General features: G+C 52.1%; 27 protein-coding genes and 1 pseudogene. 25 read left to right on the top strand and 3 right to left on the bottom strand.

From position 1 onward, the window contains the following. Nucleotides 1-481: nucleotidyltransferase family protein (locus FCN15_RS18650; protein WP_138496567.1), on the bottom strand; the 481-nt coding region annotated here is incomplete at its 3' end. Between the two features lie 216 nt (nucleotides 482-697). Here FCN15_RS18650 and FCN15_RS18655 point away from each other — a divergent pair. Together FCN15_RS18655 and rpmF are read left to right on the top strand one after the other, a co-directional pair. Beyond that, nucleotides 698-1,207: a YceD family protein gene (locus FCN15_RS18655; protein ID WP_138496569.1), complete on the top strand. Its 510-nt coding sequence runs from the start codon at nucleotides 698-700 to the stop codon at nucleotides 1,205-1,207. A gap of 51 nt (nucleotides 1,208-1,258) precedes the next feature. Next, on the top strand, nucleotides 1,259-1,432 hold the full coding sequence (gene rpmF / locus FCN15_RS18660; protein ID WP_094092478.1) for a 50S ribosomal protein L32: 174 nt from the start codon (nucleotides 1,259-1,261) through the stop codon (nucleotides 1,430-1,432). A gap of 150 nt (nucleotides 1,433-1,582) precedes the next feature. Here rpmF and FCN15_RS19240 read toward each other — a convergent pair whose 3' ends face one another. After that, a complete protein-coding gene (locus tag FCN15_RS19240; protein WP_162515407.1) occupies nucleotides 1,583-1,867 on the bottom strand; it encodes a hypothetical protein in 285 nt (94 codons plus the stop codon). Here FCN15_RS19240 and fapR point away from each other — a divergent pair. From fapR to FCN15_RS19245, 18 genes are all read left to right on the top strand, one after another. Continuing rightward, nucleotides 1,860-2,456, top strand: a complete 597-nt coding sequence (gene fapR, locus FCN15_RS18665; RefSeq protein ID WP_138496570.1) for a transcription factor FapR — start codon at nucleotides 1,860-1,862, stop codon at nucleotides 2,454-2,456. The two genes, FCN15_RS19240 and fapR, sit on opposite strands and share 8 nt — an antisense overlap. Further along, on the top strand, nucleotides 2,440-3,438 hold the full coding sequence (plsX, locus tag FCN15_RS18670) for a phosphate acyltransferase PlsX (RefSeq protein WP_138496572.1): 999 nt from the start codon (nucleotides 2,440-2,442) through the stop codon (nucleotides 3,436-3,438). The genes fapR and plsX overlap by 17 nt, the downstream gene beginning before the upstream one ends. After that, entirely contained in the window at nucleotides 3,435-4,421 is a 987-nt protein-coding gene (locus FCN15_RS18675) for a beta-ketoacyl-ACP synthase III (RefSeq protein WP_138496574.1), read from the top strand. Before plsX ends, FCN15_RS18675 begins: the two co-directional genes overlap by 4 nt. Nucleotides 4,422-4,531: 110 nt before the next feature. Further along, a complete protein-coding gene (gene fabD / locus FCN15_RS18680; RefSeq protein ID WP_138496576.1) occupies nucleotides 4,532-5,470 on the top strand; it encodes an ACP S-malonyltransferase in 939 nt (312 codons plus the stop codon). Nucleotides 5,471-5,564: 94 nt separating this feature from the next. Beyond that, entirely contained in the window at nucleotides 5,565-6,311 is a 747-nt protein-coding gene (fabG, locus tag FCN15_RS18685; protein WP_138496578.1) for a 3-oxoacyl-[acyl-carrier-protein] reductase, read from the top strand. A gap of 82 nt (nucleotides 6,312-6,393) precedes the next feature. Further along, nucleotides 6,394-6,627, top strand: coding sequence for an acyl carrier protein (gene acpP, locus FCN15_RS18690; protein ID WP_068694558.1), 234 nt, complete (start codon nucleotides 6,394-6,396; stop codon nucleotides 6,625-6,627). A 139-nt stretch (nucleotides 6,628-6,766) separates the two neighbouring features. Next, nucleotides 6,767-8,005 (top strand): beta-ketoacyl-ACP synthase II, encoded by a 1,239-nt coding sequence (gene fabF / locus FCN15_RS18695; RefSeq protein WP_138496580.1) that lies wholly within the window; start codon nucleotides 6,767-6,769, stop codon nucleotides 8,003-8,005. 14 nt (nucleotides 8,006-8,019) lie between these two features. Further along, the gene (rnc, locus tag FCN15_RS18700; RefSeq protein WP_138496581.1) at nucleotides 8,020-8,721 is read left to right on the top strand and encodes a ribonuclease III; all 702 of its coding nucleotides are present in this window, start codon (nucleotides 8,020-8,022) and stop codon (nucleotides 8,719-8,721) included. Between the two features lie 206 nt (nucleotides 8,722-8,927). Continuing rightward, on the top strand, nucleotides 8,928-12,497 hold the full coding sequence (smc, locus tag FCN15_RS18705; RefSeq protein ID WP_138496583.1) for a chromosome segregation protein SMC: 3,570 nt from the start codon (nucleotides 8,928-8,930) through the stop codon (nucleotides 12,495-12,497). A 121-nt stretch (nucleotides 12,498-12,618) separates the two neighbouring features. Further along, complete coding sequence (gene ftsY / locus FCN15_RS18710) at nucleotides 12,619-13,638, top strand: signal recognition particle-docking protein FtsY (RefSeq protein ID WP_138496584.1); 1,020 nt, start codon at nucleotides 12,619-12,621, stop codon at nucleotides 13,636-13,638. A 69-nt stretch (nucleotides 13,639-13,707) separates the two neighbouring features. Beyond that, nucleotides 13,708-14,355 (top strand): PAQR family membrane homeostasis protein TrhA, encoded by a 648-nt coding sequence (gene trhA, locus FCN15_RS18715; protein ID WP_138496586.1) that lies wholly within the window; start codon nucleotides 13,708-13,710, stop codon nucleotides 14,353-14,355. A 143-nt stretch (nucleotides 14,356-14,498) separates the two neighbouring features. Next, nucleotides 14,499-14,852 carry a putative DNA-binding protein gene (locus FCN15_RS18720; RefSeq protein ID WP_138496588.1) on the top strand — a complete coding sequence of 118 codons (354 nt, stop codon included), beginning with the start codon at nucleotides 14,499-14,501 and terminating at the stop codon, nucleotides 14,850-14,852. A gap of 97 nt (nucleotides 14,853-14,949) precedes the next feature. Further along, the gene (ffh, locus tag FCN15_RS18725) at nucleotides 14,950-16,335 is read left to right on the top strand and encodes a signal recognition particle protein (RefSeq protein ID WP_138496590.1); all 1,386 of its coding nucleotides are present in this window, start codon (nucleotides 14,950-14,952) and stop codon (nucleotides 16,333-16,335) included. A 76-nt stretch (nucleotides 16,336-16,411) separates the two neighbouring features. Beyond that, on the top strand, nucleotides 16,412-16,684 hold the full coding sequence (gene rpsP / locus FCN15_RS18730; protein ID WP_138496592.1) for a 30S ribosomal protein S16: 273 nt from the start codon (nucleotides 16,412-16,414) through the stop codon (nucleotides 16,682-16,684). A gap of 22 nt (nucleotides 16,685-16,706) precedes the next feature. Further along, the gene (locus tag FCN15_RS18735) at nucleotides 16,707-16,937 is read left to right on the top strand and encodes a KH domain-containing protein (RefSeq protein WP_138496594.1); all 231 of its coding nucleotides are present in this window, start codon (nucleotides 16,707-16,709) and stop codon (nucleotides 16,935-16,937) included. 186 nt (nucleotides 16,938-17,123) lie between these two features. Next, the gene (gene rimM, locus FCN15_RS18740; RefSeq protein WP_138496596.1) at nucleotides 17,124-17,642 is read left to right on the top strand and encodes a ribosome maturation factor RimM; all 519 of its coding nucleotides are present in this window, start codon (nucleotides 17,124-17,126) and stop codon (nucleotides 17,640-17,642) included. 3 nt (nucleotides 17,643-17,645) lie between these two features. Beyond that, nucleotides 17,646-18,455 (top strand): tRNA (guanosine(37)-N1)-methyltransferase TrmD, encoded by an 810-nt coding sequence (gene trmD, locus FCN15_RS18745; protein ID WP_138496598.1) that lies wholly within the window; start codon nucleotides 17,646-17,648, stop codon nucleotides 18,453-18,455. A gap of 201 nt (nucleotides 18,456-18,656) precedes the next feature. Beyond that, nucleotides 18,657-18,812 carry a hypothetical protein gene (locus FCN15_RS19245; protein ID WP_162515408.1) on the top strand — a complete coding sequence of 52 codons (156 nt, stop codon included), beginning with the start codon at nucleotides 18,657-18,659 and terminating at the stop codon, nucleotides 18,810-18,812. Nucleotides 18,813-18,925: 113 nt separating this feature from the next. On the opposite strand, the gene FCN15_RS18750 is transcribed toward FCN15_RS19245, so the two are convergent. Continuing rightward, complete coding sequence (locus tag FCN15_RS18750) at nucleotides 18,926-19,141, bottom strand: hypothetical protein (protein ID WP_138496600.1); 216 nt, start codon at nucleotides 19,139-19,141, stop codon at nucleotides 18,926-18,928. Between the two features lie 497 nt (nucleotides 19,142-19,638). Here FCN15_RS18750 and rplS point away from each other — a divergent pair, with 497 nt between their 5' ends. The 5 genes and pseudogenes from rplS to FCN15_RS19250 all read left to right on the top strand — a co-directional run. Then, a complete protein-coding gene (rplS, locus tag FCN15_RS18755) occupies nucleotides 19,639-19,983 on the top strand; it encodes a 50S ribosomal protein L19 (RefSeq protein ID WP_138496602.1) in 345 nt (114 codons plus the stop codon). A 122-nt stretch (nucleotides 19,984-20,105) separates the two neighbouring features. Continuing rightward, complete coding sequence (gene lepB / locus FCN15_RS18760; protein WP_138496603.1) at nucleotides 20,106-20,723, top strand: signal peptidase I; 618 nt, start codon at nucleotides 20,106-20,108, stop codon at nucleotides 20,721-20,723. A gap of 36 nt (nucleotides 20,724-20,759) precedes the next feature. Further along, nucleotides 20,760-21,626: a ribosome biogenesis GTPase YlqF gene (gene ylqF, locus FCN15_RS18765; protein WP_138496605.1), complete on the top strand. Its 867-nt coding sequence runs from the start codon at nucleotides 20,760-20,762 to the stop codon at nucleotides 21,624-21,626. Nucleotides 21,627-21,951: 325 nt separating this feature from the next. Continuing rightward, on the top strand, nucleotides 21,952-22,593 hold the full coding sequence (locus FCN15_RS18770) for a ribonuclease HII (protein WP_275259496.1): 642 nt from the start codon (nucleotides 21,952-21,954) through the stop codon (nucleotides 22,591-22,593). A gap of 42 nt (nucleotides 22,594-22,635) precedes the next feature. Beyond that, nucleotides 22,636-23,860 (top strand): annotated as a pseudogene (locus tag FCN15_RS19250) (flagellar hook-length control protein FliK); the annotation flags it as partial.

Here is a 23,860-nt window from a genome sequence, read left to right on the forward strand (position 1 = left end):
CTGCGGGGGGCGCGCCATGCTGCGCCGCGGCAAGCCGTGCTGCCGCGGCCGCGTAGGCGGCGGGGTAGCTTGCCCCGCCGGCCAGCTCCTGCGCGAGAGCGGCTTTCAGCTCGCCGCTCTCGCGCGCCAGCAGCTCCGCCAGCGGCAGGAGCTGCGCCAGATCGCCCGCCTCGGTGCCGAAGCAGAGGTCAGTGACGACGCCGGTGCTGTCAAGCAGCTTGACGGCACCGTACGCGAACCACTCGGCGGGCTGCACCGCATAAGACACCGGCAGCTCCAGCACAAGGTCTGCGCCCATGCGGAGCGCCATTTCCGCCCGTGTCCATTTGTCCACGACCGCGGGTTCCCCGCGCTGCAGGAAGTTTCCGCTCATCACGGCCACAGCCGCTTCGGCTCCAGTGAGGATTTTTGCTTCCTGAAAATGATGGACATGCCCGTTATGCAGCGGATTATATTCCACGATTAAGCCGACCGTTTTCACATTTTGTACTCCTTCTTCTTGAGGGTTTAACCGGTTCCTTGCAGAATGTCTTGCCTGGATGAAGTATTTGTACTATAACATGTTTAAACGTTTGGTTTAAACACGTCTAGAATAGATGCCTTTGCGGCATGCTAGTTCAGAACATATCAAGAGAATTTCTTGACAAATCTTTGATATGATCGGTATAATTATTTTTGTTTGTTTGGAGTGATGATCATGCACTTTCAATTTCGCAAAGCAGCATCCGCCGAAGGGCCGACAAAGTTTCACGAGTCTTTGGATGTATCGGATTTGATTAAGGGCCGTAAGGACATTGCTTCCGTATCTCCGCTTGCAGCTGATCTTCAGCTTTATGCCGCAGGAGAGGATATGGTCGATGTGAGAGGAACGCTGAAGGCAGAGCTTAACGTAGCCTGCTCCAGATGCCTGACCCCGGTCAGCCGTGCAGTCGATATTGACTTTAAGGAACGGTTTATACATGAACAAGAGCCTGAGCAGGAAGAAGACATGGATGACAACGCCATCTATGTTGTAGACGAGAGTGTGGATCTCGTCCCTTACTTGGAGGAAAGTTTTATGCTGAATCTTCCGTTCGCGGTCGTCTGCAAGGACGATTGCAAGGGGCTTTGCCCGGCATGCGGAACAAACCTCAACGAGCATGAATGCGGCTGCGATACAACTGCCGTTGATCCGCGCCTTGCGGCACTCAAAGATTTTTTCAAATGATAATGATTGCAACACACCTATAGGGTTGACTTAAATAAGGAGGTGGGAATCATGGCAGTACCTCAACGGAGAACGTCCAAAACGCGCCGCGACAAACGCCGCACGCATTTTAAATTGGCTGTACCGGGTATGGTAAAATGTGAACAATGTGGAGAATTGAAGCTTGCTCACCACGTTTGCAAAGTTTGCGGAACATACAAATCTAGAGAAGTTATCAAAGCGTAGTTTATCATTGCGCTCAGCAGATATCTTAAACCTAGATCATCTTAACCTGATTGAAGCTGCAGCGTTCGATAGAACGCCTGCCTTAAATCGAGGTCTTTGAGTAGCACTTCACCTTATGGTGAGGTGCTATTTTTTTATTTTCTAATAGATTTAAAATGCTCCATTGCTGCCGCCGCGACTTCCGCAGCCGCTCCGCCGGTCCGGCAACTCTCTGATCACCGGCCGTATGCCGGGTGTTCCCTTTCTTTTTGGGGGAAGATGCTTTATACTGGTTTTAGTACCTGGTTCTAACCGGAACAACGGGAAGAACAAATCCTTATCCTTTTTCTTATTATTAGTCAAGGACAACAACACCAGTAAGAGGCTGACACCATGCCGATTGGCGCAGGCGCCTTTTTCTGAGAAGGAGGCGGCATTCATCGAACGATTGCCCAAGAAAGCCCGGCAGCAGAAGCTTGCGTTGATTATAGAAGAGAATCCTTTTATCACTGATCAGGAATTAACCCGGCAGCTGAAGGTCAGTATCCAAACGATCAGGCTTGACAGGCTGGAGCTTGGCATTCCGGAGCTCAGGGAGCGGCTGAAGCTGATGGCTGAACGTTCTTACGATACCGTTCGTTCGCTTCCGCTTGACGAGGTGATCGGTGAAATCGTGGATCTGCAGCTGGATAAGAGCGGAATTTCCATTTATGAAATCCGTGAGGAGCATGTGTTCTCCCGTACCGGTATTGCCCGCGGACACCATGTCTTTGCCCAGGCGAATTCCTTGGCGGTTGCTGTCATAAATGACGAGATCGCGCTTACATTCTCAGCCGATATCCGCTTTGTTCGCTCCGTGCATTTGGGCGAGAAATGCATTGCCAAGGCCTATGTGCGTTCAGGACAGGAGAGCAAAGCGAAAGCTAAGGTAGAAGTTTTCACTTATGTGGGGGAAGAAATGGTGTTTCACGGTAACTTTGTCATTTACCGTTCGGCAGGTGCCGAGCGAGATGAAAGGGGGAGCATTCATGCGGATAGCCATTGACGCCATGGGCGGTGATTTTGCGCCTCAAAGTACAGTGGAGGGAGCTTTGTCAGCGGCCAAAGAATGGCCGGACATTGAGATTATTCTCGTAGGTGACCAGGCCGTTCTGGATCCGATGCTGAAGGAACGTCTGCCCAATCTGTCCGTTCATCATGCGTCAGAGGTGATCAGCGGCGAAGAAGAGCCTGTGAAGGCGGTCCGCCGCAAGAAAGACGCCTCCATGGTTGTGGCGGGACGGATGGTGAAGGAAGGCCAGGCAGAAGCGATGATTTCCGCCGGCAATACCGGAGCTCTGATGACAACCGGATTGCTTGTGGTCGGACGGATGAAGGGGATCGAGCGGCCCGGACTTGCACCGCTGCTGCCCACGATTGACGACAAAGGCACGCTTGCGCTTGATCTGGGCGCCAATATGGATGCCAAACCGGAGCATCTTGCCCAGTACGCGCTTATGGGCAGTATTTACCGTCAGAAGGTTCACGGCATTTCGTCGCCGCGGGTCGGACTGCTCAATGTCGGGACTGAAGCGATGAAAGGCAATGAATTGACCAAGGCGGCATATCCGCTCCTTGAGGCGCTGCCCATTAACTTTGTCGGTAATGTCGAATCCAGGGATGTGCTGGTAGGAGCCTGTGACGTGCTTGTATGTGACGGCTTTGCGGGTAATATACTTCTCAAGGCGATGGAAGGCACAGCCGGAACTTTATTTTCACTGCTGAAAGAGGAATTTACCAAGAACCTGAAATCCAAGCTTGCCGCAGCCGTGCTGATGCCGTCGCTCCGGGGATTGAAAGGTAAAATGGACTATAAAGAGCACGGCGGAGCGCCGCTGCTCGGTTTGAGCGGCCTTGTTATCAAGGGCCACGGCTCATCGGATGCCGGAGCTATCAAGAATGCTGTCCGCCAGGCGCGGGCGGCACTGCAAAGTCAGCTGATCGAAAGTATAACTAAGGAAATCACCGGGAGAGTGACAGAGGAATGAATTTACGGCCGGTAGGAATTATTGGAACAGGCATGTACGTGCCGGAGAAAGTATTGACCAACGCAGATCTGGAAAAGATGGTGGAAACGAACGACGAATGGATCGTTTCCCGCACAGGGATTCGGGAGCGCCATATTGCCGCTCCTGAGCAGGCAACCTCGGACCTGGCTTATGAAGCTGCTGTCCGTGCGCTTGATAAAGCAGGCCTGAAAGCGGAAGAACTGGATTTGATTATTGTTGCAACCATCACACCCGATATGGCGTTCCCTTCGACTGCATGCATCCTGCAGGAGAAGCTGGGCGCGAAGAAAGCGGCTGCATTTGATCTCTCTGCCGCCTGCTCGGGTTTTGTCTACAGTCTGGCAACTGCTGTTAACTTCATCGGCAGCGGCATGTACGGCAACGCGCTTGTGATCGGCGCGGACACCCTGTCTCGCATTACGGATTATACGGACCGTAATACCTGTGTTCTGTTCGGCGACGGAGCAGGAGCGGTAGTGCTTGGACCTGTCTCTGAAGGCCGCGGCTTCAAGTCCTTTGATTTGGGCGCGGAAGGAACGGGCGGACCTTTGCTTAACCTGGAAGCAGGCGGCTCCAGACTGCCGGCTTCGGAAGAAACGGTTAAGAACGGCAAGCATTACATCTACATGAACGGCCGCGAGGTCTTTAAATTTGCTGTACGCGTAATGGGTACAGCTACGGATGAGGTTCTCCGCAAGGCGGGCTTCACCAAGGAAGACATCGATCTGTTTGTACCGCACCAGGCTAACATCCGCATTATTCAGTCCGCCATGCAGCGACTGGAATTGCCTGAAGAGAAATGTGTGATCAACGTGGATAAGTATGCCAATACTTCGGCCGCTTCCATCCCGCTGGCCTTGGTTGAAGCTGCGGAAGAAGGCCGGATTAAAGAAGGCGACAAGGTGCTCCTCGTCGGCTTCGGCGGCGGTTTGACCTGGGGGGCCGCAACCCTCGTTTGGTAACAGCAGGCTATTTTCTGTTTCTGTAACCATTTGGATGGCAGAGAACCTGTTTTCTGCATGGCAGGAAACAGGGTTTCTTTTGCCGAACGTTTTTCTAAGGAGTGGATGAAATGGGCAAAATTGCATTTGTTTTTCCGGGACAGGGTTCCCAAACCGTTGGAATGGGCAAAGATATGTATGAGGCTTCGCCTTCCTCCCGTGACAGCTTCGAGAAAGCCAATGCTGTGCTTGGTTTTGACCTCGCCAAACTGATCTTTGAAGGACCTGAGGATGAGCTGAAGAAGACGGCCAATACACAGCCTGCGCTTCTGACAACAAGCTATGTGCTGCTTCAGGCGCTGCTGGCTGAAGGCGTTAAGGCGGATTTCGCTGCGGGACACAGTCTTGGCGAGTATTCCGCACTGACGGCAGCCGGAGTCTTTACTTTTGAAGATGCGGTAGCGCTGGTCCGTGCAAGAGGCGAATTTATGGAGCAGGCAGTTCCGGGCGGCCAGGGCGCAATGGCAGCTGTGCTGGGCGCGGAGCGTGAAGCGCTTGCAGGACTTTGCAGCGATATCAGTTCCAAAGGCGGCCTGGTGGAACTTGCGAATGTCAATTGTCCGGGTCAGATCGTAGTTTCGGGCAGCAAAGAAGGGGTCGCCGCTGTGGTTGAGCGTGTGAAGGAGATCGGCGCCAAGCGGGCGATTCCGCTGGAAGTGAGCGGTCCTTTCCATTCCTCGCTGATGAAGGAAGCATCCGGCAAGCTTGCTGACAAGCTGGCTGCAGCTAAGTTCCATGAAGCCCAGCTTCCGGTTGTGTTTAACGTTACAGCAGCGCCTCTTGCCGAAGGGCAGCATATTGCTTCCCTGCTTGTGGAACAGGTCTACTCCCCGGTATTATGGGAGGACAGCGTCCGCTATCTGATCGGTGAAGGCGTGGATACTTTTGTCGAAATCGGCCCTGGAAGTGTCCTTTCCGGCCTCATCAAGAAGATCGACAAATCCGTACGGATTCTGAACGTTAACAATCTGGAAGCTGTGAAGCAGACTGCGGAGCAGCTAAAGCAATAATATTTGAATTTGCATATTTCCTGATTCTTGCGTAAGCTATGAGACGGTGTGAAATAGCAATTATATTTACCTTTAGGAAAGGAGACCTTACCTGATGAAGTCTCTTGAAGGCAAGTCGGCAATTGTGACCGGCGCTTCACGCGGCATTGGACGCAGCATTGCTCTGGCGCTTGCTGAAGCGGGAGCAAATGTGGTGGTCAATTATGCAGGGAATGAATCCGCTGCTAACGGCGTAGTCAGTGAGATTGAGGCAATGGGAGTCAAATCGTTTGCAGTCCAGGGACATGTTGGAGACAGCAAACAGTTTGAGGAGCTTGTCAGCCGGACGCTTGAAGCGTTCGGAAGCATTGACATTCTCGTGAACAATGCCGGCATTACCCGTGACAACCTCATCATGAGAATGAAGGAAGAGGATTTTGACTCGGTGATCGAGACGAATCTGAAAGGCGTGTTCAACGGGATCAAAGCCGTAACCCGCCAGATGATGAAGCAGCGTTCCGGGCGGATCATTAACATTTCTTCTGTCGTCGGCGTGACGGGGAATCCCGGCCAAGCCAATTATGTAGCGGCTAAGGCAGGCGTGATCGGTTTGACCAAAACCGCAGCCCAGGAACTGGCAACGCGCGGCATCACCGTCAACTGCGTGGCTCCCGGCTTTATCGGAACGGATATGACCGGCGAACTGCCTGAAGATATCCGTGCAAAAATCCTCGGCCAAATCCCGCTTGCGCGGCTTGGCAAGCCGGAGGAAGTGGCGAAGGCAGTTGTTTTTCTGGCCTCTGATGATGCCAGCTATATGACCGGCCAGACGCTGCATATCGACGGCGGCATGTACATGTAAGCCTGTTTCGTTCACATGGTTTTCACAGACTATGGCATTTTAACTTCAATTCTCGTATAATACCATGGAGGAGGTGAACCGGATGTCCGATGTATTTGAACGCGTAAAACGCATCGTTGTGGACCGTTTGGGTGCCGACGAGGCTGAAGTTACGCTTGAAGCGTCTTTCAAAGACGATTTGGGTGCTGATTCTCTCGACGTAGTTGAATTGGTTATGGAACTCGAAGACGAATTCGATCTGGAAATTTCAGATGAAGATGCAGAGAAGATTACGACCGTAGGTGAAGTTGTAAATTACATACAATCTCATACCTAAGTCATCTACAAGTCCCGTACCTCCTTATTAGTAGGCGGGACTTCTCCTCATTTTTATCACTCATTTTTTGAATGTAAGGCTGACAACAATACTAATGACGACAATATTGCACATGACGTCTGTTACGAGGTGAGTGTGTTTGAAACATAGAGTAGTAGTAACGGGGATGGGCGTTGTTACGTCCCTTGGAGAAGACCTGAATACATTCTGGGACAATCTGATGGCCGGCAAATCCGGCGTAAGCGAGATTGAGGCTTTTGATGTCAGCGAGTACCCAACCCGTATTGCGGCATCTGCCAAGGAATTTAACCCTGAGAATTATATGGACCGCAAGGAAGCCCGCAAGATGGACCGTTTTGTTCAATTTGCGGTAGCGGCTGGGTCCATGGCCCTTAAGGACAGCGGAATTGACATCGGCAGCAATGTTGATGCCGAGCGGATCGGTGTTTCGATTGGTTCCGGGATTGGCGGCCTGGGGACGTGGGAGGACCAGCACAATATTTTGCTTGAGAAAGGCCCTAAACGGGTCAGCCCGTTCTTTATTCCGATGATGATCGCCAATATGGCCTCCGGTCAGATGTCGATCATGTTCGGAGCTAAAGGACCGAATACCGCACAGGTAACAGCTTGCGCAACTGGAAGTCACTCGATTGGCGATTCCATGCGAATTATCCAGCGCGGCGATGCGGATGCCATGATCTGCGGCGGAGCGGAAGCAACGATTCGTCCGACAGGCTTGGCTGGTTTCTGCTCGATGCGAGCGATGTCTACGCGTAACGACGAGCCGCAGAAGGCGAGCCGGCCGTTTGACGTCGACCGTGACGGGTTTGTTATGGGTGAAGGAGCCGGCGTTCTTGTTCTGGAATCTCTGGAGCACGCCCTTGCCCGCGGCGCCAAAATTTATGGCGAGGTCATCGGCTACGGTCTGAGCGGTGATGCCCATCATATGACGGAGCCTGATCCGGAAGGCGCTGCCCGCTGCATGAAGATGGCGATCCGCGACGCAGGAATTAAACCTGAGGAAATTGACTACATCAATGCCCATGGTACTTCCACACCGGTAGGAGACCGTTCAGAGACGAAAGCAGTCAAAGCGGCTCTTGGCGATCATGCCTATAAAGTTGCTGTGAGCTCTACCAAATCCATGACAGGCCATTTGCTTGGCGCTGCAGGCGGCGTAGAGGCAGTTATTTGCAGCTTGGCTTTGGGACATGGCATTATTCCTCCAACGATCAACCTGGACAATCAGGATCCGGAATGTGATCTGGATTATGTGCCTAACACACCAAGACAGGCTGATCTGAAAGTGGTTATGTCAAACTCCTTCGGTTTTGGCGGACACAACGCAACCATCATTCTAAAGAAATTTGAAGCATAAGGGAGTTTAGTCTGTTGAATGGAGATCTGAAGCAATTACAGCATAAACTTCATATTCAATTTCAGGATAAGCAGCTGCTGAAGCAGGCATTTACACATGCTTCTTATGTGAATGAACACAGATTCAGCCAGCAGGCGGATAATGAACGGCTTGAATTTTTAGGGGATGCTGTACTGGAGCTGACTGTTTCGGAATATTTGTATCGTCTGTTCCCTGACCGTCCTGAAGGCGAATTGACCAAGCTGAGAGCGGCAATTGTGTGTGAGCCTTCACTGGTCAAGCTGGCCGAAAGTCTGGATTTCGGACGATACGTGCTCCTGGGCAAAGGTGAAGAACTGACAGGCGGACGGACAAGACCTGCTCTTCTTGCAGACGTATTCGAATCTTTCATCGGAGCTCTGTATCTTGATCAGGGCTTGGAGAGGGTTAAGCAATTTCTGGATAAATACGTATTCCCAGTGCTCGAATTAGGCGGCGGGAAGATGCAGATCACGGACTATAAAACAGAGCTTCAGGAGCTGACTCAGCATCACAATCTGGGCACGCTTGAGTACCGGATTGTAGAAGAGCGAGGGCCGGCTCACGAACGGGAATTCGTCTCCGAGGTTTATATGGAGGGACGATGCCTGGGCCGGGGAACCGGACGCTCCAAGAAAGAAGCCGAGCAGCAGGCTGCGGCGGTGGCATTGAAAGAGTTAAGCTCAATTGAACGATAACGGAGAGCGCCTTCTCTTGGGAGAGGGCGCTTTTTTTGTGGGCGTGGGCCTCTCAGGGCGCAGCCGGATGAGGCTTCAAAGCTTGCTGTCACATGGGGCATTATCCTAGGCCGGATTCAGCACAGCCGGGTTTATTTTATTTGGGAGAATGTCCAAATGTGTCGGAAACCTGTGGTACAATAGGCTTTAGAGGTGATTTGGAACGTATGTTTTTAAAGAGGATTGAATTGTCAGGATTTAAATCTTTTGCCGATAAAACGGAGATGGAATTTGTACGCGGGATCACGGCGGTTGTAGGACCGAACGGCAGCGGAAAGAGCAATATTTCCGACGGCATCCGGTGGGTCCTGGGCGAGCAAAGCGCCAAATCGCTGCGGGGCGGCAAGATGGAGGATATTATTTTTGCCGGGAGTGATGCCCGTAAAGCCGTTAACTACGGAGAAGTATCCCTGACGCTGGATAACAGCGACCAGGCACTCCCGCTTGATTTTAACGAGGTTACGGTAACACGCCGCGTCCACCGCAGCGGGGAAAGTGAATATCTGATTAACAAGCAGTCGTGCCGTCTTAAAGACATCACAGAGCTGTTTATGGATACAGGCATCGGTAAGGAAGCTTATTCTATTATCGGGCAAGGCCGGATTGAGGAAATTCTGAGCACCCGTTCGGAAGACCGGCGGGGTATTTTTGAGGAAGCCTCAGGTATTGTGAAATACAAGTCCCGGAAGAAGGAAGCCCGCAAGAAGCTGGAGGATACCGAGCAGAACCTGCTTCGGATTCATGACCTTGTCAGTGAGCTGGAAGACCAGATCGGACCGCTTAAGGAGCAGTCTGAGAAGGCACTGCATTATAAAGAGCTGCGGAGCCGGCTTAAAGATAAAGAAATTTCTCTTTACATTTACCAGATTGAGGAAATCCATAAATCCTGGAGCGAAGCGAATGACAAGCTTGCAGCGCTGCGTGAAGAACAGTCTGGCCTTGCGGCAATTGTGTCGGCTCATGATGCCAAGCTCGAGACCGAGCGGTCGGCACTGCGAAAGGTAGAGGAAGAGCTGGAGAATCTTCAGCGCGATCTGCTGCAGTACAGCGAGAATTTTGAGAAGAGCGAAGGCTACCGGGAAGTGCTGAAGGAACGCCATAAGAACCTTACTCAAAATCGCCAGCAGCTCTCTGAAACCTTGGGAGCCAGCGAGGAAATCTATAAGCGTAGACAGGAAGAGTTTGATTACGTCCGGCAGAAATATGAAGCCGCCAAAGCGGGCCTCGAGGAGGTACGCAGCGTTTTGTCTGCGGAGGAGGCCAAGCTGGCCGGAGTCACCGGCGGGATCAGCAGCGCACAGGAAGAAGAGCTCAAAGGCACGCTGCTGCGGATCATGAATGATATGGCTCAGGCGCGCAACGATATCCGGAGCGGGGAACAGCAGAAGGAAGCCGTGCAGCGCAGAATGTCCCGTGCTGAGCAGGACGGAACGAAGTGGCGCGAAGAGCAGGCAAGGTTGACCGCCGCCAAGCAGGAGCTTGAGAAGGTGCTTCAGCGCCACGCCAAGGAAATTTCGGACCTGCGCAGCGGGTATATTTCCGGCAGTGAGCGTGTCCACTCCCTGCAGAAGCTGATGGAAGAGAGCCGGGAGAACCTGCGCCGCTGGGAGCAGAAGCGGGAAGCGCTGGTGTCCCGCCGCGATACGATGAAAGAGATGCAGGACGACTATGACGGCTTTGCGCACGGGGTTAAAGAAGTGCTGAAGGCGGCACGCAAATCACAGCTGCACGGTGTTCACGGCGCGGTTGCCGAATTGATGACCGTTCCGGAGAAGATCGAGCTTGCGGTTGAAACTGCGCTTGGCGCAGCCATGCAGCATATCGTTATGGAAAATGAGCAGGTATCCCGCCAGGCGATTACCTTCTTAAAGCAGCGCCAGCTTGGCCGGGCTACTTTCCTGCCGCTGGATGTTATTCGTCCGCGGCAAATCTCGGAGCAGGATAAACGGAGCGTACAGCAGGAGAACGGGTTTATCGGCATCGGCGCAGAGCTTGTCAGCTACGAGCCGAGATATGCAGCCATTATCGGGAGCCTGCTAGGCAATGTCGTGATTGCGGACAATATGGAGCACGCCAATAAAATGGCCGCCCGCCTGCAGTACCGCTTCCGCGTCGTGACGCTGGAGGGGGATGTGGTGAACGCAGGTGGCTCCATGACCGGCGGCAGCCAGCACCGTAAGAACAGCAATCTGCTGGGCAGAAACCGGCAGCTGGAGCAGCTCGACGCCGATATCAAGCAGGGCGAATCCATGATAGCCCAGCTTCGTCAAGGCCTGGACGATCTGCGGACGCAGATCGGCGAAGCGGAGACCGAACTGGAGCGGCTTCGCGCAGAAGGCGACCGCAAACGTACTGAGGAGCAAGCGGCGGCCAGCGAGATGAAGCAGCTTGAGCACGAATATCGTCATGTTACGGAACAATTTGAACTGTACGGCCGCGAGCAGGGCGACTACGAGAAAGAGATTGAAGAACTTGATAAAGCGTCCAAAGCGGCAGCGGACAAGCTTGCACAGCTTGAGGCGGAGGAGCTGAAGGTTCAGCAGTCGATCCAGGCCGCAGAGTTTGCACGGAAAGCCAGTGAATCTGCGAAGGAAGAACTGCAGTCCCAATTAACAGACCTGAAGATCCGGGAAGGCAAGCTGGAGCAGGAAACCCTCTCCCTGCATGAGCGTTATGCACGACTGGAGGAAGAAGTGACCTCCCGCAAGCGTGAGCTGGAGCAGAACCGCCGCATTTTACAGTCCATTGAACAGGATTTGAAGAATAACGAGCGGGAGAGCGTCCGGCAGACGGAGCAGCTGAACGAGAACAAGTTGAAGAAACAGAGTACAAGCGAGGATCTCGAGCTCAAACGTGCTTCCCGCGCAGCTTTGTCCCGCAAGCTGGAAGAAGGCGAGAGCGAAACGAAAGAGCAGCGGGCCGCTCTGAAGAGCGTGGATGAAAGAATGCTGCAGACTGAAATTCAGGCGAACCGGCTGGATGTAGAGCTGGACAACATTCTGAAGAAGCTCCTGGATGACTATGAGCTGACATATGAACGTGCCAAGCAGCTGTACGCCGTGCCGGACAATGCAGACGAAACGATGGCTGCCGTTAAGGAGCTGAAGCGGGCGATTAGCGCTTTGGGTGATGTCAACCTCGGGGCCATTGAGGAATATGAGCGGGTATCCGAGCGTTACGAATTCCTGAACGAGCAGAAAAATGACCTCGTCGAAGCCAAAACCGCTTTGTACGTTGTGATCAAAGAGATGGACGACGAGATGGCCAAGCGCTTCAAATCCACATTTGACGCCATCCGCAGGGAGTTCGTTATCGTCTTTGCGAAGCTGTTTGGCGGCGGACGGGCGGATTTGGTGCTGATGGACCCGGACAATCTGCTGGAGACCGGCATAGACATCGTGGCTCAGCCTCCGGGCAAGAAGCTGCAAAATCTGCAGCTGCTGTCCGGCGGAGAACGCGCGCTTACGGCGATGGCCCTGCTGTTTGCCATCCTGCATGTGAAGCCGGTGCCGTTCTGCGTGCTGGACGAAGTCGAAGCGGCTTTGGATGAAGCGAACGTTGTTCGTTTCGCCGAGTACCTGCGGGAATTCTCTGAGCAGACCCAGTTTATCGTCGTTACCCACCGCAAAGGCACCATGGAAGAGGCCGACGTATTATACGGCGTGACCATGGAAGAAGGCGGCGTTTCGAAGCTGGTGTCCGTGAAGCTCGAGGACGATGAGGCGGAAATTGCTTAGAGACGAGCCAAATGTCATAATGTAGGCAGGAACCTATTTGGTTTGACATGGATAAAATATAAAGGGATCCGGTCAGTCCGGGCATGAAGCCGGATTGGCCGGATATTGTAGGAGGATATACATGAGTTTCTTCAAGAAACTGAAAGAAAGCATTGCATCCAAAACCGAATCCGTAACACGCCAGTTTAAAGAGGGCCTTGAGAAGAGCCGCAAGGGTTTCGTAGAGAAGGTAGCGGAGCTGGTAACGCGCCGCAAGAAGATTGATGAGGAATTTTTCGAAGAGCTGGAAGAGATTTTGATCGGGGCCGATGTTGGGGTAAATACGGTTATGGAGCTCATCGATGATCTGCGGAAAGAAGTGAAGCAGCGCAAGATTGAGGACGCGGCGGAGCTTCAGCCTATTTTATCCGAGAAGATCCGGGGGCTGCTGCGCGGGGATGAAGATAACTCCATTCGGCTTAACCCTGACGGCATTACGGTTATTTTGTTTGTCGGCGTTAACGGTGTCGGCAAGACAACGACAATCGGCAAGCTGGCGCACCGTTACAAGCAGCAGGGCAAGAAGGTGCTCATGGCTGCAGGCGATACCTTCCGTGCAGGCGCAATTGAGCAGCTGGAAGTCTGGGGACAGCGTGTCGGCGTCGATGTAATCAAACAGCAGGCAGGCTCCGATCCGGCAGCTGTCATGTTCGACGCTGTACAGGCGGCAAAGCAGCGCGGCGCGGACATTCTGCTGTGCGATACAGCAGGGCGCCTGCAGAATAAGACAAACCTGATGGAAGAGCTGAACAAGATCTACCGCGTCATTCAGCGGGAGATTCCGGGTGCGCCGCACGAGGTTCTGATGGTGCTGGATGCAACTACCGGCCAGAACGCCCTGAGCCAGGCCAAGCTTTTTGGTGAGAAAAGCGGTGTAACCGGGCTGGTGCTGACCAAGCTCGACGGAACCGCCAAAGGCGGCATCGTTGTGGCCATCCGCCAGGAGCTCAGCCTGCCGGTCAAGTTCGTTGGCTTAGGCGAAAAGATGGACGATCTCCAGAAATTTGATTCCGAGCAGTTTGTTCACGGTTTGTTTGCAGGCTTAATTGCCGATACCGAAGAGGATGAGAACGAAGAAAATGCTGCGAATTCAAATGTCTAGCAGGGATAGCGCTCCCGCTTCATTTCCCGGCTAGGCAGCTGATGCAGCTATGGGAAGGGAGAGAATAACGTGGCGAATACACATACTTTTTCACGGCGGGAAGAAATGGCCAATGCAGTTACGCATGGTGTTGGAGCACTGCTGAGTGCTGCCGCGCTGGTGCTGCTGATCGTTTTTGCAAGTATTAAAGGAACAGCCTGGCATGTCGTCAGCTTCACGATTTATGGAGTCAGCATGCTGCTGCTTTATTCCTGCTCGACGCTGGTTCACGGGTTAAGAGAAGGGAAGGCCAAGGATTTGTTCGAAATCTTTGACCACTCCTCGATCTACCTGTTTATTGCAGGGACTTACACGCCGTTTCTGCTGGTTGCGACGCGCGGGCCGCTGAGCTGGACGCTGTTTGGCGTTGTTTGGGGCATCGCCGCCGTTGGCGTTGTATTTAAAGCCTTTTTTGTAAAAAGGTTTCTGTTCATGTCCACCCTCTTTTACATTGGAATGGGCTGGCTGATCGTACTGATGTGGCCGCAGCTTACTGCAGCCGTACCAGCGGCGGGAGTTACCCTGCTCGTAACCGGCGGCGTGCTGTATACGCTTGGAACCTTGTTTTATGTGTGGAGAGGATTTCCTTACCACCATGCCATTTGGCATTTGTTTGTACTTGGCGGAAGCGTGCTGCATTTCTTCGCAGTTCTGCTTTACCTGCTGCCTTGGCATTAAGGTTTTCCTTGCAAATTTCATATTTTCACAATAACTAAGAAGATGTTAAGGTTTTACGCTTGACATCTTCTTTGCTGTTTTGTATGATAAGAAACGTTGGTGCCTATGTAAAGTGATTTTCCTTGACGGAGGGAGTGCCCGTAATGAGTCAGGAGAATAGGCTTGAGAAGACAACTCGAGTGAATCTGCTCTTTGATTTCTATGAACCATTGCTGACAGAGAAGCAGCAAACCTTCCTCAAATATTATTTCCATGACGATTTCTCACTTGGAGAAATTGCCGCTGAATTCGAGATAAGCCGCCAGGCAGTATATGAACATATTAAACGGGCCGAACAGATGCTGGAGGTTTACGAACAGAAGCTGGGACTGCTGGAGAAACAGCAGAAAGCCGCTGAAGACTTGATCAGGCTGGAGAATCTGCTGCAGGGCAGCACAATCTCCTCTGCCGATAAAGACCTCGCGATTTCCCTGATTAAAGGACTTCAAACGCTCTAGAACACTCTGAATTGGCCTATGACAAAGCATTAAGTTACAATTAAACCATATTTAGCGATAGAAACGCGAAAGCAATCAGGAAAGAGAGGTGACCCGGATGGCATTTGAAAGCTTAACAACACGTCTGCAGAACGTCTTCAGCAAGCTGAGAGGCAAAGGCAAGGTTTCAGAAGACGACGTCAACGAAGCCATGCGCGAGGTACGGCTGGCTCTGCTGGAAGCGGACGTTAACTTTAAAGTCGTTAAGGAATTCATATCCAAGGTCAAAGAGAAAGCTGTCGGCAGCGAAGTAATGGGCAGCTTTACTCCAGGCATGGTCATCATCGACATCGTCAACAAGGAATTGACCGAGCTGATGGGCGGAACGCAGACGAAGCTTGCACGAAGCACCAAGCCGCCGACCGTAATCATGATGGCAGGTCTGCAGGGCGCTGGTAAAACCACCACTTCCGCCAAGCTGGCGAAGATGCTGCTGAAGGGCAATCACCGGCCGCTGCTGGTGGCAGGCGATATTTACCGTCCTGCTGCGATCAAACAGCTTCAGGTGCTCGGCGAGCAGATCAAAGTTCCTGTGTTTACGCTGGGAGACGGAATCAGCCCGGTAGAAATCGCCAGACAAGCTCTGCAGCATGCGAAAGACAACGGCAACGACTATCTGATTATTGATACCGCCGGCCGTCTGCACGTAGACGAAGAGCTGATGGAAGAACTGAAGCAGATCCATGCGACAGTTACTCCTGATGAGGTTCTGCTGGTTGTTGATGCAATGACGGGGCAGGACGCCGTGAATGTGGCAGAGAGCTTCCATGCACAACTTGAGCTTACAGGTGTTGTTCTGACGAAGCTGGACGGCGATACCCGCGGTGGTGCGGCTTTGTCCGTCAAAGCCGTTACAGGCTGCCCGATCAAGTTTGCATCGCTTGGAGAGAAGATTGATGCGCTTGAGCCGTTTCATCCGGAACGGATGGCTTCCCGGATCTTGGGGATGGGCGACATGCTCTCCCTGATTGAGAAAGCTCAATCCAGCATCGATGCGGATAAAGCGAAGGAAATGGAGCGCAAGATGCGCAATGCCGAATTCACGTTCGACGATTTCCTGGAGCAGATGGAGCAAGTGAAGAAGCTGGGCCCGATTGACCAGATCATGGATATGATTCCGGGCATGGGCAAAGTGAAGCAGATGAAGGATGTCAAGGTTGACGAGAAGCAAATGGGCCGCGTCGAAGCCATTGTCCGCTCTATGACAAAGGAAGAGAAGCAGAACCCGGATCTGATCAACCACAGCCGCCGCAAGCGGATTGCTGCAGGCAGCGGGTCGAACCTGGCAGATGTTAACCGTCTGATCAAGCAGTTTGATGAGATGCGGCGCATGATGAAGCAGCTCACGGATATGATGGGCGGACCTAAAGCAGGCAAAGCGGCGAAGATGCTGCGCGGCATGCAAGGCAAAGCAGGCAAGGGCATGAGATTTCCTTTCCGTTGACCGGTAAGGGAATGATAGTATAGCAAGCAGACAGCTTGTTTACCAAATTGATTCTTGTAAGGAGGTGAATTTTTCAATGGCAGTTCGTATTCGTTTGAAACGTATGGGTGCTCACAAGGCTCCTTTCTACCGCGTGGTGGTTTCGAATTCCCGTTCCCCGCGTGACGGACGCTTTATCGAAGAAATCGGTTACTACAATCCGACTACAGTACCGGCAGTAGTTAACATCGATGAAGAGAAAGCTCTGAAATGGTTGCAAAACGGCGCACAAGCTTCCGATACTGTTCGTAACTTGCTTAGCAAAGCGGGCGTAATGAAGAAGTTCCATGAGTCCAAATTGCAAAAATAATCGCTGATGCGGAGGGTCCTTTGTGGAGCAATTAGTCGGCGTTATTGCGAAGGCTTTAGTTGATCATCCGGAGGATGTCCGTGTGAACGTCGTGGAGAAAGAGAACCTGGTTGTTTACGAGCTGACCGTACATCCTGATGATGTGGGGAAGGTTATCGGCAAACAGGGGCGAATCGCCAAGGCGCTGCGTACGGTGGTAACTTCTGCAGCTGTGAAGATGGACAAACGGGTTACCGTGGACATCATATCTTAAGATATACGAAAGAGGGTTAGGATGTATGTCCTAGCCCTTTTTCGTACAAACATAAGAACGTATAAGAGGATTTACCCTGTACTTTTTTATATTTGCCGGTTAAAGTCCGGACTTTCCCGGCAGTTCGGCTGCTGCGGATTAGGGATATGACTGCGGAATCAAGCGTGATGAGATTAGGAGGGTATTATGTCAGAAGCATTGTTATCAGTTGGAAAAATCGTAAATACGCACGGCATTCGGGGTGAACTGAAAATTTTGTCCAGCACAGATTTCCCCGACGTTCGCTTTGCAGAAGGGAATCGGCTGCTGTTTGTGAACCCAGAGAACGGCCAGCAGGTGGAGGTCACTATTCAGATGTCCCGCCCGAATAAAGGGACCTATATTCTCAAATTCAAGGAATTCGGGAATATTAACGAGGTCGAGAAGTACAAGGGCTGGGATTTGAAAGTAACAAAGGATCAGACGATTGAACTGCCGGAGAACGAGTATTATTTCCATGAAATTATCGGCTGCCGTGTCATAACGGAAGAAGGCGAGGATATCGGCGAAATTACGGAAATTTTGCGTCCTGGCGCCAATGACGTGTGGGTTGTGAAAATGAACAAGGGCAAGCAGCTTCTCCTGCCCGTAATTGATGAAGTGGTCCTGGATGTGGATGTCAAATCCAAACAGGTGAGAATCCACCTGATGGAAGGGTTGCTGTAAGCGATGCGGATTGATGTGCTGACCCTTTTTCCCGAGATGTTCACCGGCGTATTTGGCTCGAGTATTCTGGGCAAAGCGCAGGAGAAAGGGATTGTATCCTTAAATGCTGTGAACTTCAGGGCTTACTCTGAAAGCAAACACGGCACGGTGGATGACACGCCTTACGGGGGCGGCGGCGGGATGGTCTTAAAGCCGGACCCGATCTTTCGTGCGGTCGAAGCCGTTTTGCCAGATACAGGGAGAGAAGCTGAGACGGGAAGTAAGCTCTCCATTGGGGAAGCAGGTGAGCAGCGGGCGATGCATTCGTACGCCAAACCGCCTCGCGTCATTTTGTTGTGTCCGCAGGGAGAACCCTTTTCCCAGGTCAAGGCCGAGGAGCTCGCTCAGGAAGAGCACCTGATCATGATCTGCGGCCATTATGAGGGCTATGACGAGCGGATCCGGGAGCATCTGGTGACAGATGAAATCTCAGTAGGCGACTATGTGCTGACCGGCGGCGAGCTGCCCGCGATGGTTGTAACCGACAGCGTTGTCCGGCTGCTGCCCGGCGTGCTTGGCAACGAAACAAGCGCTGTGACCGATTCATTCAGCACAGGGCTGCTGGAATATCCCCATTACACGCGTCCTGCCCAGTTCAGGGGCTGGAAAGTGCCGGATATTCTGCTGAGCGGACATCACAGCAATATCGAAGCATGGCGGCGCAAACAAGCGCTGAAACGGACATGGGAGCGCCGGCCGGAGCTGCTGGACAAGCTGAAGTTATCCAAACAGGACTTGCAGTGGCTTGAGGAAATCCGGAAAGAGGGAAAATAGAAGGCATTGCGGCTTGCAGTGCAGCGGACAAAATAAGGGAACAATCTTGGCCAGCCGGATAACGGCTGGTTTTTTTGTGTTCTTATTTTCGAATGATGTTTATGATTCCGGGGTTACGGGTAATGAAGCTTTGGCTCGGAGAGGAAGAAATGATTGAAGCTGAAAATGATTGAAGCGGAAGTATGAAAGGAAGGTAAGACAATGGCACGACAAAAATCTTATCATTTGAAGGCGGCGGCGCATCTGCCGGAGAAGCAGGCGAAGAAAAAGGCGAAGCCAAACGCTTATTTTCAGACGGTTGACGATGTGCTTGCCTATTACACAAAGACAGAATTGGATACAGCAGACCAGGCCTGAGCTCTCAAAATGTAACAGGACTTGTTAAGCAGGCGCGGTTACAAAACAAAACCTGAATGAACCCCATTGTCCCTTCCAGGGCGCAGTGGGGTTTAACGTGCTGATAAGGGTTGTTAAATCGTTTGGAACATAGTTGTGTCTCTGGCAAAATAGGATTTGCGTCCGGTTTCGACATTCCGGATCCGTACATAGGTTTCCGTATATTTTTCAACGACTCCCCGTCCTACTTCACAGTAAACCCCTGCTGGATCCTCCTGCCAGGCAGAAATAACTTTTTGAGAGATGGCGGCTGTAAAAAACTCTATATTAGCAATTATTGTATTAGGCATAAGTGACTCCTTTAACCATATAAATAGATGATAGGAAACGCAAATAGTATACAAAAAAAGGAAGACCTTTAAATAAGGCCACTGTATATTGTACCATTAAATCTTAATCAGGAAAACGTAAATTATAGACGAATATAGTAGAAAAGATTGATATTTTTAAGTGAATTCAGAATGAGAGCTTTTCTCATGGATTAAGTATTTATATAATGGGAGGCTTTTTTACTTGGGGGCAGAGGAACGGCTCAAAATTAAAGACGCGCTGGTTCAATCCGATCAGCTGAACGACCTCTACTCGAAAATGAAGGATACCGATTCATATAATCTGAAACAGCCAATCTAGTAAAGGTGTTGAGATTTCAATTTATTTGTTGCATATAGGCAGCGATTTATGATAAAATTCATTTGTTGTGAATTCGGTGGTCCTCTGCGGATAATGAAGGAGACATGGGAGTCTCCGGAAGAAGCAAGAACACCTGAGTGGAAGGAGGGAGTCATAGATGAATATCGTTCAAGCGATTACGCAAGAACAACTCCGTAAGGATCTTCCGAGCTTTCGTCCTGGTGACACTTTAAAAGTGCATGTTAAGGTTATCGAGGGTTCCCGTGAACGTATCCAGTTATTCGAAGGTGTTGTGATCAAGCGTCGTGGCGGCGGAATCAGTGAAACTTTTACAGTTCGTAAAATTTCCAATGGTGTAGGTGTGGAAAGAACTTTCCCGCTTCATTCCCCGAAACTCGATAAAATCGAAGTGGCTCGCCGTGGTAAAGTGCGTCGTGCGAAGCTGTACTATCTTCGTGAACTTCGCGGTAAAGCAGCGAGAATTAAAGAAGTGCGTCGTTAATCTAACATTTTCGACCATCAGGGGGCTTGATTATCAAGCCCCCTTGCTTTATCTGTAAAGAAACTGTTAACCGGTGAATGCCGGCCATTTTTATATAATTGAAAACGGAGGGCGTGATACCCATGGAGCAGTCCTACCAGCAGCAATCCCAGCAAGCGCCGGACCATAAACGCAATGAAGCGGCGGAATGGATTAAGGCGATTATTATTGCCGTCGTTCTGGTCTTCTTGATTCGTTGGGTTCTGTTTACGCCCTTTATTGTAGATGGTCCTTCCATGCAGCCCAATTTCCATACCGGACAAAGAATTATTGTAAATAAAGTTATTTATGATATCCATCAGCCGAGGCGTGGGGATGTGATTGTTTTTCATGTTCCTTCGGAAGGACGGGACTTCATTAAACGGGTGATCGCTGTACCGGGAGATACCGTTAAGGTAGAAGGTGACACTGTTACGGTCAACGGACAAGTAATTGATGAACCGTACCTGAAAGATGCGATCGAAGCGGCTCACCAAGCGGATAAGCTCTATAATGACGATACGCAGGATCAGCGGAGACGGTTCCCGAATGATCAATTCACCGATGGAACTGTGCCGGAGGGGCATTTGTTTGTGATGGGCGACAACCGTTCCGACAGTGAAGACAGCCGTATGATTGGTTACATACCCTATAAGGACATCGTTGGACGGGCGGATCTTATTTTCTGGCCGTTTAAAGAAGTACATTTTATTGGACAATAAGGGAAAAAGTAAAAGGGAACTTGAGGTGAAATTACGATGACAATCCAGTGGTTCCCCGGGCATATGACCAAGGCGCGGAGACAGATTCAGGAAAAGCTCGGGCTGATTGACGTAGTCATTGAACTCGTTGATGCCCGTTTGCCGCTGTCCAGCCGCAACCCCATGATTGATGAAATATTAAACGGAAAACCCAGAATGATTGTCATGAACAAATCTGACTTGGCTGATCCCGCTATGACGAAGGAATGGCTCGATTATTTTAAGGCAGAGGGCCATGCGGCGCTGGAAGTGAATGCTACTACAGGTCAAGGGACCAAAGAGATTCCGCAGCAGGCAAGAGAGCTGTTTAAGGAGAAAATCGAGCGGCAGATTGCGAAAGGGATCCGTCCAAGGCCTGTAAGAGCGCTGATCGTTGGAATACCAAACGTAGGCAAGTCGACGCTGATCAATCGTTTGGCCGGTAAAAATATTGCGGTAACCGGAGACCGCCCGGGCGTTACGAAAGGCCAGCAGTGGATTAAGGTTGGCACCGAGATGGAGCTGCTCGATACACCAGGAATTTTGTGGCCGAAATTCGAGGATCAAAATGTCGGTTACCGTCTGGCGGTTACAGGTGCGATCAAAGAGGAAATCCTGAATTTGGAGGATATTGCTTTCTTTGCGGTCAAGTATCTGGCCCGTTATTACTGGCCTCACCTGAAAGAACGTTATGACCTCAAGGGGCCGCAGCCGCAGGACTTTGAAAGTCCCGACGAAATTGTCGCAATCATGGAGGAAATTGGCCGGAAGAGAGGCTGCATTGTCAGCGGCGGACGGGTTGATTTGGCTAAAGCATCGGGAATCATCCTCCGGGAGCTCCGTGCAGGCAAAACCGGACGTTACACGCTTGAATCGCCTTTCTGAGGGAAAGGAATTTGCATAAGGAAATTCACATAATAAAATGCGAAAATGCCGCTGGCTGCGCCGGCGGTTTTTTGCTTTTTTTCGGGAAGAAGCCTGAATGAACCGCCTCAGACAGCCGATATAAAAATGAAGGGAATTGGCAATGATCAAGGCTCCATGGGGGCTAGGCCTGTCTACGGTGGTATGTTAATCTATTAAGCGGGAGGAACCGGTTTATTACCGGGCTCCAGAAGAAGCGGGAAAGGCTTGCAAAGTCTTCGGCTGCGGCAGTGTCATTGAGCCGGTTTAAGGCAGCGGGATGATTTTTAGAAGTGAATTAATCAGGATGTTTAAGAGGGGTTACCAAATGGAAGATTTGCTTATATATGAGAAGGAATATTGGGGACAATCGTACCGGCATATCGCCGGTATTGACGAGGTTGGAAGAGGCTGTTTGTTTGGAGATGTGGTTGCGGCTGCGGTCATTCTTCCTGAGGGTCTTGTTCTCGAAGGGGTGAACGATTCCAAGAAGCTGAGCGCGAGGAAAAGAGAGCAGCTTTATGAGCAAATCATGGAATCTGCCCTTGCGGTAGGCATAGGGTTTGTTGATGCGCCGACCATTGACCGGATCAACATTAAACAGGCCGCCAGGCTGGCCATGAAGCAGGCCGTAGAACAGATGAGCGTTCAGCCGGATTATCTGCTTGTTGACGCCGAAAAGGTCGATCTGCCAATTCCGCAAGTGGCTATTATTAAAGGGGATGCCAACAGTCAGTCCATAGCGGCTGCTTCGATTATTGCGAAGGTCACCAGAGACCGGCTGTGCCAAGGGGAATGGGAAGCCAAATATCCGGAATACGGGATAGCCGTACATAAGGGGTATGCAACCAAGCTGCACAGGGAGCAGCTGCTGCTGCTCGGCCCGACGCCTATGCACCGCAGAAGCTTCTTGAACAATTTGCTGAACGAGCAGCAGCAATTGTTTTAGCCGGGCACCAAGATAAAGCTGAAAGGGGGGACAGGTACGGAGATGAACATTGGTCCTATTATTCGGGGAGCGCTGGGCAAAAGCCAGCCTTCAGAATCCAAAACGCTTGAGCTGAGAACGGGACAAGTCGTCAGAGGGAGTATTCTGAGCGTATCGGAAGACGGCTCGGAAGCTGTGGTGGAGGTTCAGGGGGTTCGACTAAAAGCTTCATTAGAGACACCGCTGCAGCAAGGACAGACGATGATGATGCAGGTACAGCCTCCCGGCCAGGACGGCTTAACGGTGCTTAAGCCGCTTCAGTCGGGTACAGATGCTGGAGGCTCGGAGGCGAATGTAGAGCAGTTATTAAAAAATGCCGGTTTGGAGGATACATCTGACAACCGTGAGCTGGTCCGCTTGATGCAGCAGGCAGGAATGCCTGTCACTAAAGAGCAGACCGAAGCGCTTGTAAAAACACTGGCAGCCAAACCTGCTCAGGTTTCTTTGCCGGAATGGGTGAACGCTGCTGCGGTAGCCGTTCAGCGCGGGCTGCCTTTAAGCACAGAAATTGTAAGCGGGCTGCACCAGGCTATCTACGGACCGCCTGTTCATCAGCTGCTGAACAGCCTGGAGGATCAGCTTGCTTTGCTGCTGGAGCCGGATTCTGCAGGAAGCAAGTCTGGACCAGCTGTGAGCCAGACGAGCTCTGAGGGGCTGGTTGAAGGAGCGGCCGCTGGTGCTGCGGGGTCTCAGGGTGAGGGAACCGAATCAGCGGCTGCTGGAGGTGCAGCTGCGGGACGGGCGGCGGCAGGAGGAGCCGCCTCAGGAGCGGGCGCTGGCACCGCGCCCGGGTTAAACGCTCTGCTGCAGAAGCTGCAGAGCGTGCTTGGCGAGCTCCGGTCTGAGCTCGCCGCGGGCAGCGGAAGCCCCCGCGCAAGCGCAGCGGGGGCTTCCGCCGGGGCCGCAGCCGGTGCAGACCCGGCTGCGAATGAAAGCGCCGCGCCTGCCGAAGCGGCGCTGGACACTGCGCAGCCCGCGGACAGCGGGGCTGCGGCGGCCGGGCCGGCCCACGGGACGGAGTCGTGGGTGGCCCGGGTGCTGAAGCTGCTCGGTGCGGAGCACGAGCAGCAGGCGGGCCGGGCGCTGCTGCAGCTGCAGGCAGCGCCGAAGCCGGCGGCGGGTGAAACGCCGCCGGAAGGAGCGCCGTCCCCGCGCAGCGCGGACGGCGGCCAGGGCGCAGGCGGCGGTGCACCGCCTGCCGCGCAAACCGCGCCGCCGGCTGAGGGCG

Source organism: Paenibacillus pinistramenti (genome assembly GCF_005869875.1).
GTDB classification, from domain to species: Bacteria; Bacillota; Bacilli; order Paenibacillales; family Paenibacillaceae; genus Fontibacillus; species Fontibacillus pinistramenti.